The sequence below is a fragment of the Paraburkholderia sp. 32 genome (assembly GCF_050435345.1).
GTDB classification, from domain to species: Bacteria; Pseudomonadota; Gammaproteobacteria; order Burkholderiales; family Burkholderiaceae; genus Paraburkholderia; species Paraburkholderia tuberum.
The window spans coordinates 39,816-51,465 of sequence record NZ_JBNDKD010000001.1 but is presented as its reverse complement, the minus strand read 5'-3'; the positions used below and the strand labels follow the sequence as shown (position 1 = coordinate 51,465).

Below are 11,650 nucleotides of genomic sequence, written 5' to 3'. Positions count from 1 at the left end.
ACGATGGTGTTCGCCAGGCGCTGCGCGGATTCATTTGCAACGCCCCCAGTGAATGGGATAGCACGAACAATCAGACGCGCTACGTGAAGCTGCTCGACAAGGGCGGTTTCTATCACGGCAACGACCAGGGCTACAACAAGTTCCTCAATTACCTCAAGGAAATCCAGTTCTGGGATACGACCGGCTTGCCCGCCGGGCAAAAGCTCTGGTTCTTCCATCCACTAGCGTTTGTCCGGCATTTCAGGAAGTGTGGGTGGCTGACCCGAGACGAGGTGGCCGCTACGTTTCCTCGCTATCCGTTCTATACGCAAAGTGGTAGTCCTCGGAGAGCCATCACTACGGATAACGATACTTTTAGGGTGACGGCGGCAATTGCGCGCCAGCGTATCCAGAATCACGTAGTTTCACTAAATAGCTGTTTTAGAAAGTATCTTGGAAGTAACCCGAAGCGTATCGCTATGTTTTTAGCTCAAGTCCTTTTGGAGACTGCTCAGTGGCGTAATCTTGGTGGCACAAGGCGCCTTATGCACGAATGGGGGTTTGGCCAATATTCAGCGGCCAATCCCGCAACCGAATTCTACGGTCCATTTTATGGTCATGGGATTATGCAGCTTACATGGGCCGGCAATTTTGAGGCGTACGGAAATTATCGGTCTATCCCTAGCAATAATAGCGGCTCTTATATTGAGAGATTGGCGGGTGTAGCTCATCGCATTACGACAACGTCGCGTCACTATTCATCAAATCCGAGTGATGGTGGGCAATTGATGATTTGGTTCCCCCGTTATGATCCAGATATTATTGCGGAGAATCCTGAGTACGCCTGCGATTCTGGTGGATTTTATTGGGTTTCGAAAGCCTTCTCCCAAGGATCAAGCATTAGCAGGATCGCTGATAAGGATTATTCGGCATCGGATGTCGGCTTTATAAATCGCCTAGAGCGTGTTAGGCACTTTCTGTCAGACCTGGTAACCTGGCGGGATGATAGAACGCAAGCCATACCCGACAGATGTTTCGGACGAGGAATGGAGCTTCGCCGCTCCGTATCTGACCTTGATGAACGAAGATGCACCGCAGCGCCGATACGAACTGCGCGAAATGTTCAACGCGCTTCGCTGGATGGCGCGCGCGGGTGCATCGTGGCGCATGCTGCCGACCAACTTTCCGCCGTGGGAAATGGTCTACCAGCAAACGCAGCGCTGGCTGAACGCGGGTTGTTTCGAGGCGATGGTCAACGATTTGCGCTCGGTGCTGCGCGTGGCGCAACAGCGTCAGGGCCAGCCCAGTGCGGTCATTCTGGATGGACGCACATTGCAGTCCACGTGTGAAAGCGGGCCGCGTGCGGGCTACGACGGTTACAAGCGCAAGCGGGGCAGCAAGGTTCACATGGCTGTCGACACGCTGGGGATGCTGCTCGCGGTGCACATTACGCCGGCCAACGAGCAGGAGCGCGCGCAGGTGGCCGAGCTTGCGCGTCAGGTTCAGCACGTCACCGGTCAGACGGTGAAACTTGCGTTTGCTGACCAGGGCTATACGGGCGACACTGCTGCACAGGCCGCACGTGATGAAGGCATTGAACTGCAGGTCATCAAGCTGCCTGAGGCGAAGAAGGGCTTCGTGCTGCTGCCCCGCCGCTGGGTGGTCGAGCGCAGTTTCGGCTGGCTCAACCGCTTCCGGCGGTTGGCACGCGACTACGAGCGCCTGCCCGAAACCCTGGCAGGCCTGCACTTCGTCGTCTTCGCCATGCTTATGCTCGTTCATGCTGCACCGATTATGAAAAGTGCCTAACACGCTCTAGTCAACGGAGGAGGGGCAGTCTCAAGAGTCAAGTGCAACGTTTAGCTAATCCAGCCTTCTCTAACTCTTTAGCCATTGCTTCCTCGGGGGAGTCCCAGCCGAGCGTCTGGCGAGGCCGCCCGTTAAGCAATTTGGCGATGTCATTGAGTTGGGTCTGCGAGAGCGTCGAAAGGTCTGTGCCCTTTGGCAGAAACTGACGCAGCAAGCCGTTGGTGTTCTCATTGCTGCCGCGCTGCCAGGGCGCATGCGGATCAGCAAACCAGATATCGATATTGAGCCGCCTGGAGAGCTCGACATGGCAGGCCATTTCCGTTCCCCGATCGTAGGTCAGGCTCTCGCGAAGAAAGGCCGGCAACTTCTTCATTTGCCGCGAGAAGCCTTCCAGCGCATTCCTGGCCGTACAGCCATCCATGCGGCACAGAATCACGAAGCGCGTCTTGCGTTCGACCAGCGTGCCCACGGCGGAACGATTAAACGCACCCTTGATGAAGTCGCCCTCCCAGTGCCCCGGCAACAGCCGTTGCTCGATCTGCTCGGGGCGATATTGGATGCGCAAATCCTCGGGAACATAGCTGCCGCCAGCAAGCGTCGTGCGCCGATTTCCGCGCGCCGGTTTTTCTTGGCGCAAGGCTGCGATCATGGCTGGTTTCAGCGAGCCACGTGCATACGTGTAAATGGCAGCATAGACCGTCTCGTGGCTGACGTGCTGACTTGGGTCGTCTGGATACATGGCCCGCAGTTTGGCAGCGATTTGCTGCGGCGACCAGCGCCAGTAGACCAGGTGATCATGCACATGCCGATAAAGCGCGCTGCCTTCGATCAACTTGCGCGGCCGTACGCAGCGCCGACGACGCAGCCGATAGGCCGAGGCCGCCTGCGTCGCACAGTAGCGCGGCGCGTCCACGCTGCAATTACGCGCCAGTTCGCGCGACACCGTCGAAGCGCTGCGCCCCAGCAGCCCCGCAATAGTTCTTATGCTGCCGCCCTTTTGATGTTCGATCATGATCGCCGCGCGTTCTTCCGCACTCAAATGCTTGTAGTTCTTCTTCATCGCAACACCCTACCTCATTCAAGGTGTTGCACTTGGAACTAGAGACTAAGAGGTAACGGATATTACGAAAGACAAGCATATTCGGCGTATATGCTGAGAATATTGGGCGATGGGACAGACGTGTCCGAAACAATTTCAATTGCCCCTCCTCACCCGAAAAATGCAATCGTAGCATCCATGCTTAGGCCGGAGTAGTTAATGAAGATGATTGGATTGTTTATTTTAACTTTGTCGCTTATTTCGCTCTCGGTAAGCGCGGCTGAAGATGCGCATATTTTTTCGCCTGCCAATGGGGTCAAGGCAGTAATTACAACCGAAGGGGGTGCCTTGACCTGGCAAGTAAATTATGGCGGCAAAAATAATCGAGAACGGGTAGATGTTGATATCGAAAAGCCTATATATGTAGATGTTAATGACTATGATTTTAGTGGTCACCTTGGATTTGCGGTGTGGCATGTAGACGATGGGATGGGAACGTATTCAGTTTACAGGGTTTTTACGTTTTCTCCATCGACGAAGAAATTTGTGGAGCGAAGTCCAGCGCCGCTGTGTGGGGATGAGTTTGTCAATCTGAAGGTTGACAAAAAAGGGCACCGCCTTTTTAGTACATTTTGGGATCAAAATATCCCCAAGGTATGCGCCACTCGTTTGTCGCCTCTCAAGTAGAAATCATCCACTCGCAAAATTGGTAACGTGGATATGAAATCGCCCATCCGTAAAGGCGACAAACTCGAACACGGCGGCGAAGTCGCGGGCGGCTCGCCCTGGACCAACTTCATGGGCCGCCCGCTCGCCCGCAAGGGCGACGCGGCTATCTGCAACCAGCACGGCCCCACCGTCATAGACGAAGGTTACGCGCGGCTTCCCGACCGTGATGGCAAGGACGTCGCCTTCCATCATTACCGCTGCGCGTGCGGTTGCCGGCTGATCTCGTCGCTTCAGAACGTCAATATCGAGTAATGCCGGTCGACCTTTCTTTAGCGGGACGCCCTAGCGCCTACCCGCGCCGCCCCCGGTTCTGGCCGTGGTGGTTCTGCATCTGGCTCGCCTGCAACGTATTCGGCGTTGCCATTGCCATGCTGCTCTGGCCGAAGGGCCAGCCAGCAAGCGGAGGATGGTTCTGTTTCTGTTTCGTTTGCGCTCCTAACGGTACGTTCCTGATCCTGTTGGCTATCGAGCGCGCCGGTTACGAGGGCCTCTGGTACCGCGCGCACTGGCGCAACCATCATCGTAGCCGGTGGCTGACGGCGCGACTACGCACGGCGCAGAAGCCGCTTCAGGTGCTCGGCGTCGGGTGCTGTTTGCCGCTTGGCGAACAGACGCTTGCGGACGCGATTGCCGCCGGGAAACGCCTGCCCGCTGCGCAGATACCGCGTACCGGCTCGGAACGCGTCTTTCACGCCCGCTTCGAGGACGCGAACTGGATGCTTGACGAGCCCGCTACGGTCGGTCCTGAGGTCGGTGAAGAAAGCATTGAGGCGGAACAGACGACGAAGCAGGTTTCGCTGCTGACGCTCAAGATTGCCCAGGCGCTTGAGCCGCTGAAGCCGGGTCTGCTTGCCCTGACAAGCTACGAGCGGGTCTGGTGGCCGCAGGTACGCGTACTGAGCGCCTACGGTAGGGAGCAGGCCGACGTCGCGCGGGTGGTCGAGGCGCTACACATCGCGGGCCTGCCGCCACTCGCGGTCCAGGCGGTACCAGCTTCGGACGGGTCGATCGTCGCCGATGCGTGGCTCGACGCGAAGGAGACGCGCCCGTTGCTCGTCGTGGCGACCGCATGGCATGAGGCTGGTCCGCCCGAGGGCAGCGCCGAGGGATGCGTCGCCGTGCTCCTGACGGCGGGATACTTCCAGCTACCGGAAACGGTCAAGGTCGCCGCGCTACTGCACCGGCCCGTCGCCGGGCTCGCAGACGAAGTCGAATACGGCTTCGCGAATGCTGCGGTATGGGGCAAGGCTGACTTCGCCTCGATCGTACGCGCGTGGATAACCCGTCCTGTAGGCGGATGCGACAAGGCGCTGCGCGAGGCCCACATGGATGCCATTGCGAAAGACGGAGCGCAGCGGCGGCCCGACCGTATCGTCGGCGACCTTGGCGACGGCAACGGCTGGCTCTCCATTGCAGCGGCCATCGAATCGGGCGCGGCAGACGGCCCGCAACTCATCATCGACGGCGTACAGTCCGCGCTCCTGTACGTAACTCCTGCAACAACAGATATCAACCGGAATACTGATGACAGACCCCAGGCTTACCCTGCGCTCGCTTGAGCCCACAACCACGACGGAGGTATCCGCGCCATCGGGCCGTCTGGCGATCTGGGGGCTACCCGTCGCAGCCCTGGTCGTCGCCCTGCTTGCGATCGGCATCGTATCGCTGCGCGGCGACATGGTGGGCGTCGCGTCCGGCGAGCCGAAGCTGAAGGCGATCATTGCCATCCTCGTCACCTTCGCCATCGTCGTCGTGACCCATCTCGTCCTGTTCGCAACCGGCGCTTACGCCTTCGCGGGACGCCTCTTTCACCGGGAAACCGGCGATCACACGAAGGCAGCCAAGCCGCTCAGGCGCGATGCGCGGCTGCAGCGCGTGTACGAGGAACTGCGCGTCTCGCACGGCTGGTTCTGGCGGCACCGCCTGCGCTGGCTGCTGGTGAACGGTACGGATGAACGCGTCGATCAGGTCGCGCCCGGTCTCAGGCAGGCGGGCGTCATGCATGTGGACGAAACCATCCTCGTGCATGTGTCGCCGGACGGGATCGAGGCGGCGAAGTGGCTGGGCCAGATCCGGCAGTTGCGCCGCCGCTACCCGGTTGATGGCGTCGTTCATGTCGCCCGCGCGGACGATACGGATACCGAACTGCCCCGTGCACTTTCGGGCATCGCCACTGCGCTCGGCTGGGCCGCGCCCGTCACGTTCCTGCACCCGGTCGAGGCGAAGGGTAGCCCGTCGGAACGCTTCGACGCGGTCGGCACCTTCATGCCGAACGATTCGCGCAGGCAGGCACAGGAAGCCGCCGCCAGGTTGCCGGAACTGCTGAACGAGGTCGAGCAGCGGTCTGCGGACGCGGGCGTACACCTTTGCACCCGCAACAACCTTCGGATGACCTGGTTGATGGAGATCTCGAAGTACGTCGGCGACCATGGCGAGCGCATCGTCGATGGCCTTCAGGGACTGGCTGCATCGAACTGGCTGCGCGCGCCGCTTGCGGGCGTCATGTTCGCGCCGGTTTTTCCGGGGCCCACCGTCGTACCGGTACCGGTTACCAACGGCGACGGGACGCCCGGCGAGCCCGCCGACGCGCCGCCGGCAGTAACCGTCCTGCGCGTGCAGCCCGCCGCGTTGCTGCCGGTGTGGCGCGAGATCGCGGCGGGGGCGCCCAACTACCGCGGCCGACGCGTCGGCTTCTACTGGCCCAACGCGCTCGCCACGCTCGTCACGGCTGCGGCGATCCTGTGGTGCGTATGGATGACGGTGTCCTTCATCGGCAACCGGCAGTTGATGCGTAAGGCCAGTCAGACAGCGCAGGCCGCTGTCGATGCAAAACCGCAAACCGCCGAGGCCTGGCGAGCCCAGCTCGCGCTCCAGCAGCTGATGGAAAAGCTTGAGTACCGTCGGCAGCATGGCGCGCCCTGGTATCTACGCGCGGGCGTTTCTTCGAACGACGCCCTTCTCGCTGCGATGTGGCCGCCATACCGTATCGCCGCGACCCGCAATCTGCAGGCGCCGGCCGTGCAAGCCATCACCGACCTGCTGAAGGCTGCGGGCGAAGCGCGGGCCGACGCGCTGCAGTCGCAGGATGCGCGCGGCAGCACCTACAACGCGCTGAAGACCTACCTGATGCTCGCCGACCCCGCCCGCGCCGACGCCGCATTTCTGCGCCGCTCGCTTGTCGCGTTGTGGCGCCGCCCGGTCGATATGCCGGAAGGCGAGCGCGACGATACCGGCCGCCGGCTCGCCGCGTTTTACGCCGACCACCTGAAGGCCCACCCCGAATGGCGCATCACACCCGACCAGAGCCTCGTGAGCACGACCCGCAACATGCTGGTGACTCAGATGGGTCTCGCATCGGCCGACGACACGGTGTACCAGAGCATCCTCGACGAGGTCAGCGGCAAATACGCGGATGCGTCGCTCCAGACGCTGCTTAACGGTGCGGACGCGCAGGGGCTATTCAATACGTCCCAGACGGTGCCAGGCATCTACACGCGCGCGGCGTGGGACGGCATGATCGCGGAGGCGATCGACCGGACCGCGCGCGAGCGGCGCGTCAGCGGCGACTGGGTACTAACGGGCGCGCAACCGTCACAGACCATCGGTAACACCCTCGCACAGGGGGCGGTCCGCACCGGCGCCGCGATCGACGAAAAGCGCGCGGCGGAGCAACTGAAGCAGCGCCTCACCGCGCGCTACTTCGCGGAATACACCGCGGCCTGGCAGACCATGCTCAACAGCCTCCAGTGGCAGCCGGCATCCAATCTGAACGGCGCGATCGACCAGCTCACCCGCCTCGCCGACGCGCAAACGTCGCCGCTGATCGCGCTGAGGAAGTCGGTGCAGTATCAGGCGCAGGCGGGACGACCCTCACAGGCGCTGACCGACACGCTGGTGCGCAAGGCGCAAAGCCTGATTGGCAGCGACGACGCGAACGCACCGGCCGTCAGTCCGCTGGACAAGTCATTCGGTCCGCTGCTTGCATTGATGGGAGAGAGCGGCGGTGCAGCGACGAACAGCGGAAACGGCAAGGCCGGTGCATCGACGAACGTCGCGCTGAGTGGCGTCAGCCTGTCGCGCTATCTGACGGCGGTCACCACGATGCGACTGAAGCTTCAGCAGATCGCAGGCAGTCCCGACGCACAGGCGATGGCGCGCTCGCTCGCGCAGGCGGTCTTCCAGGGCAAGCTCTCGGAGCTGTCTCAGGCGCGTGACGATGCGGCGCTGACAGCCGCAAGTCTCGGCTCCGCATGGGCAGGCTTTGGCAATGCGGTGTTCGCACAGCCGCTCGAAGCGGCGTGGCAGACCATTCTGCAACCCGCCGCGGCGAGCCTGGACGAAGCATGGCGCGCAAGCGTGGCTGCACCATTCAACGCGGCGATGAGCGGCCGCTATCCGTTCTTTGACACGCAGGCCGATGCATCCTTCGCCGAACTCGGCCGCTTCGTGCGTCCCGACACCGGCCTGGTCGCCCGTTTCATCTCGACGCAACTCGCGGGCGTACTCAAGCTCGAGGGCGATCACTGGACACCGAACGAACTGGCACCACAGGCACTCCAGTTCGATCCGAAGTTCCTTGCCGGCCTGCGCCAGCTCTCGACGGTCGGCGCGCAACTCTACATAAAGGGCGATGCCAACGAGCGCTTCGAGATGATGGCGTTGCCGACGCCGGACGTGACGCGCTCGGAACTGTCGGTGGACGGCAAGCAGATCGTCTACTTTAACCAGCAGGAAAGCTGGACGCCGCTCGCCTGGCCCGGCGACGGCCTGAACGGGCACGCGGGTCTGACGTGGCAGACGCTCAACGCGGGCCTGAGGCAGGCGTTCGATTCGACGGGCGACTGGGCATTCCTGCGCCTGCTCGCAAAAGCCGAGGTGAAGCAGCTGGACAGTACCCGCTACCAGCTCACGTGGAACGACGCAAGTGGCGACCCGTTGCGCTACGTGCTGCGAACCCAGGTTGGAGCCGGTCCGCTCGAACTGCTGAAGCTGCACGGCTTCCAGATGCCCGAAAGGATTTTTGTTGTCGGCAAGGCTGGTGCCGCACCGATGCTTCCTCCCCTGCCACCGGAATTGCAACCATGACCGCACCCTGGAAGAAAAACCCGACTGAGCACGAGAATCCGTTCCTCAGGTACTACGACGAAGAGATGCGCTACCTGCGCGAGGCAGGCCGCGAGTTTGCGCAGGCGCAGCCTGACGCCGCGCGTCGCATGGGGATGCTCTACGGCGAACCTGAGGGGGCTGTGCGCGCGGTGAACGAAGCCTTTGCATTTCTCTCGGCGCGGCTACGCATGAAGCTCGACGACGGCATGCCGGAAGTGACCGAAGGGATGCTCGACAACCTTTACGAGCATATGGCGCGGGCGATCCCGTCGCTGTCGATCATCGAATGCTCGCCGCTGAACCGAACGGGCGCAACTGCGGTGCCGATTCCCGCCGGAGCCGTCGTACGCTCAACGCCCGTCGGTCCCGATAAGGTGCAGTGCGTGTACCGGACGACGCAGCCCGTCGAGCTGTTACCGCTCTCGGTAGAAGATGCGGTCGTCGCCGTACGCGCCGACGGGCGTACGGTGATCCGCCTGACGTTTGGTCTCTGGCTCGGGGAGCAGCGCGAGCGCATGGACCTGTCGCGTATCCGCCTGTACCTGCATGGCGACCGGCCCGCTGCGGCTACGCTATACGCGGCGCTGACGCGGCAGGTTGCGTCAATCGGGCTGCGTCTGCCGTCAGTACGGGGCGGCGCCTTGCAGCCGCTGGACGGGGTGCATGTCGAGGCGGCAGGCTTCGGCCCGTCGACGCGGCTATGGCCAGTCACAGACGCGAAGCGCGACGGGCAACTGGACCGCGAGCAGACGATGCTGGAGTATTTTGTGTTCCCGCAAAAGTTTCACTTCGTCGACCTGTGCGGGTTCGATGCTGCGGCGCTGCCGGCGGGTGAAGCGCAGATGACCTTCGAGATTGAACTCGATGCCCGGATGCCTGGCGACTATCCCGTCAGCCGCGAGAATTTCCGCCTGTTCTGCACGCCTGTCATCAACCTGTTTGAGGTCGATGCGTTGCCGTTGGAACCTGTCGGCTGGCACGACAGGGAGCACTGCATCCGCGTACAGCCTGGCATCGCCTCTCATGTCGAGCCGTACGATGTACTCGCGGTGATCGCCGCCGAGCCGGAGGACAGCGCACGGCACGACTACCGGGCGTTCACGAGTTTCCGGCATCGTGGCTGGGCGTTGCGTCACGAAAAGCCTGAGCGCTACTTCCATACGTCGACGCGTTTCGGTCCGCTTGGGCGGGAACTCTGGGTGACGCTGGCGGGGCAGCTATGGGCCGGAACGTACCGGCACGCAGAGAACGACGAGGACCGTCCCGATCCGGACCGCTACCTGACGGTACGCGCGCTCGCCAATAACGGGCGTCTCCCGCGCATGGCGCTGGCCGAGGCGACGATCACTGAAACCGTATCGGACTTCACCGGGATTGCATCGGTGCGCAACCTCACGGCACCGTCCATGCCGCTCTATCCGCCGCGCTATTACCCGGGCTACGACTGGCGCGTATTGGGGCACTTTACGGCGGGTGGCGCGAACGAACTGAACCGGATCCATATGGAGGGCGCACCGGCGCTGCGTGAGACGCTGGAACTCTACGACTGGACGCCAGACGACGGGGTCTCGCGTCGTATCGACGCGATCAGGGACGTACGTTTCTCCGAGAAGCAGAAGGTGGAGCGGGCATACGTACAACGTATTGCGTGCGCATATGTCGAACTCGATCCGACCGCGTTCGACGGGCCGGGCGATGCTGCGCTATTCGGCGAAGTGCTCAATCACTTTCTGGGGCGCTACGCGAGCCTTCATGTTTCCATGCAACTGGTACTGAGCATCGGTGGCAAGGAGACCGTCTATCCTCGCATCGACTTCGAGGGAGCACCTTTGTGATGAGTGTCCGGATTTTGCGGGGTGCGCTCGGCGTGGGCCTCGCGCTGGCCGTCTCGGCATGCGGGACCTGGCAGTCGGTGAAGGACGGCACCGTGGATGTCACACGCGCGGTGTTCGAGACGAAAGTCAAACAGATGAACCTCGTGGTGACGGCACGCGGCGCACTGAACGAGGATGATCACAGCCGCTCACGCCATGCGCCACGGCTCGAACATACTTGATAGAAGCATCAAGCCGACCGGTTTGGGGATGGGGCTGCCGATCTGCCGTTCGATCGTCGAGGCACACGGCGGCCGATTGTGGGCAAGCGCGAACGTGCCGCACGGCGCGATCTTTCAATTCACGGTGCCCGCCCATCCAGACGCTTCATCGTAACTGCGAGCAGCACGAGAACTTCCTCGCGCTGCTGTCCGTCCGTTGGCCAAGGCAGAGATGCTATGTGGGACTACCCAAGCCGGACCCGTCTAGGGCAACGCTAATTAAGTCCACCGAACCGGTACGTCAGGCGTCAGAGATCGGATCGAACGACGAAGGCGAAACAGGATGAAGCAGCAGACGCTGGCGATGGCAGCCGATCAAGGAACGGGTTTCGAGACGCACCGCAAACGCACGCGGCGCGACGAGTTTCTCGACACGATGAACGCGATCGTGCCATGGGCGCAACTGTGCGCGGTGATCGAGCCGCATTATCCGAAGCGCGGCAATGGCCGCCAGCCGATCGGTCTGGAGCGCATGCTGCGGATCCACTTCGTGCAGCACTGGTTCAATCTGGCCGACTTCGCCTATGAGCGCCATAACCGCGCAAGTGTGGAACGATCACCCGATAGCCCGCCGATGCGATCCGCAGCGAAGCGTCGGCGAAGCTGTGGATGTCGTATGGCCAGCCATGAAGCAGTATCACCACGGGACCGTCGGCGGGTCCGACTTGGGCATAGCCGATGTTCAGAACGCCGGCGTCGATCTGCTTGATCGTCGCGAACGATGCTGGTCGCGGCGCGTCGCTACCGTTTGTATTTCCTGCAACAGACTGCGCATTCGCCCAGCCGTTCAAACCGAGACTGAGCGCGCCGACGCCGATGGCGGCGCTCCCGAGAAGGCGTCGACGACGCCTGTTGATTTCATCCGACATTGCGAATCTCCTTCGAACGTTACG

8 protein-coding genes and 3 pseudogenes are annotated in these 11,650 nt (G+C 62.0%); 9 read left to right on the top strand and 2 right to left on the bottom strand.

Features of this window, described 5'->3' with window-relative positions; all coding sequences use genetic code 11:
- The first annotated feature begins 984 nt into the window (after nt 1–984).
- Nucleotides 985–1,788 carry an IS5 family transposase gene (locus tag OKW26_RS00235; protein WP_143037180.1) on the top strand — a complete coding sequence of 268 codons (804 nt, stop codon included), beginning with the start codon at nt 985–987 and terminating at the stop codon, nt 1,786–1,788.
- A gap of 37 nt (nt 1,789–1,825) precedes the next feature.
- On the opposite strand, the gene OKW26_RS00230 is transcribed toward OKW26_RS00235, so the two are convergent.
- Complete coding sequence (locus OKW26_RS00230; protein ID WP_429352295.1) at nt 1,826–2,848, bottom strand: IS30 family transposase; 1,023 nt, start codon at nt 2,846–2,848, stop codon at nt 1,826–1,828.
- A gap of 198 nt (nt 2,849–3,046) precedes the next feature.
- On the opposite strand from OKW26_RS00230, the gene OKW26_RS00225 reads away from it, so the two are divergent.
- The 8 genes and pseudogenes from OKW26_RS00225 to OKW26_RS00190 all read left to right on the top strand — a co-directional run.
- Nucleotides 3,047–3,514: a hypothetical protein gene (locus OKW26_RS00225; protein WP_429352294.1), complete on the top strand. Its 468-nt coding sequence runs from the start codon at nt 3,047–3,049 to the stop codon at nt 3,512–3,514.
- Between the two features lie 33 nt (nt 3,515–3,547).
- Entirely contained in the window at nt 3,548–3,808 is a 261-nt protein-coding gene (locus OKW26_RS00220; protein ID WP_429354157.1) for a PAAR domain-containing protein, read from the top strand.
- Nucleotides 3,808–5,115 carry a hypothetical protein gene (locus OKW26_RS00215; protein ID WP_429352293.1) on the top strand — a complete coding sequence of 436 codons (1,308 nt, stop codon included), beginning with the start codon at nt 3,808–3,810 and terminating at the stop codon, nt 5,113–5,115. The genes OKW26_RS00220 and OKW26_RS00215 overlap by 1 nt, the downstream gene beginning before the upstream one ends.
- Nucleotides 5,081–8,641: an ImcF-related family protein gene (locus tag OKW26_RS00210; protein WP_429352292.1), complete on the top strand. Its 3,561-nt coding sequence runs from the start codon at nt 5,081–5,083 to the stop codon at nt 8,639–8,641. Before OKW26_RS00215 ends, OKW26_RS00210 begins: the two co-directional genes overlap by 35 nt.
- Nucleotides 8,638–10,497 (top strand): type VI secretion system baseplate subunit TssF, encoded by a 1,860-nt coding sequence (gene tssF, locus OKW26_RS00205; protein ID WP_429352291.1) that lies wholly within the window; start codon nt 8,638–8,640, stop codon nt 10,495–10,497. The genes OKW26_RS00210 and tssF overlap by 4 nt, the downstream gene beginning before the upstream one ends.
- Nucleotides 10,497–10,718, top strand: a complete 222-nt coding sequence (locus tag OKW26_RS00200) for a hypothetical protein (protein WP_429352290.1) — start codon at nt 10,497–10,499, stop codon at nt 10,716–10,718. The genes tssF and OKW26_RS00200 overlap by 1 nt, the downstream gene beginning before the upstream one ends.
- 10 nt (nt 10,719–10,728) lie before the next feature.
- Nucleotides 10,729–10,872: pseudogene (locus OKW26_RS00195) on the top strand (ATP-binding protein); the annotation flags it as partial.
- Between the two features lie 168 nt (nt 10,873–11,040).
- A pseudogene (locus OKW26_RS00190) lies at nt 11,041–11,286 on the top strand (IS5/IS1182 family transposase); the annotation flags it as partial.
- On the opposite strand, the pseudogene OKW26_RS00185 reads toward OKW26_RS00190, so the two are convergent.
- Nucleotides 11,279–11,626, bottom strand: a pseudogene (locus OKW26_RS00185) (alpha/beta fold hydrolase); the annotation flags it as partial. The pseudogenes OKW26_RS00190 and OKW26_RS00185 overlap by 8 nt on opposite strands.
- Nucleotides 11,627–11,650 lie beyond the last annotated feature (24 nt).

What these genes read in the sequence shown, in the direction of transcription:
- OKW26_RS00215 (WP_429352293.1), top strand. Translation starts at nt 3,808, where the DNA reads ATGCCGGTCGACCTTTCTTTAGCGGGACGCCCTAGCGCCTACCCGCGC.
- OKW26_RS00225 (WP_429352294.1), top strand. Translation starts at nt 3,047, where the DNA reads ATGAAGATGATTGGATTGTTTATTTTAACTTTGTCGCTTATTTCGCTC.
- OKW26_RS00230 (WP_429352295.1), bottom strand. Translation starts at nt 2,848, where the DNA reads ATGAAGAAGAACTACAAGCATTTGAGTGCGGAAGAACGCGCGGCGATC.
- OKW26_RS00210 (WP_429352292.1), top strand. Translation starts at nt 5,081, where the DNA reads ATGACAGACCCCAGGCTTACCCTGCGCTCGCTTGAGCCCACAACCACG.
- tssF (WP_429352291.1), top strand. Translation starts at nt 8,638, where the DNA reads ATGACCGCACCCTGGAAGAAAAACCCGACTGAGCACGAGAATCCGTTC.
- OKW26_RS00200 (WP_429352290.1), top strand. Translation starts at nt 10,497, where the DNA reads ATGAGTGTCCGGATTTTGCGGGGTGCGCTCGGCGTGGGCCTCGCGCTG.
- OKW26_RS00220 (WP_429354157.1), top strand. Translation starts at nt 3,548, where the DNA reads ATGAAATCGCCCATCCGTAAAGGCGACAAACTCGAACACGGCGGCGAA.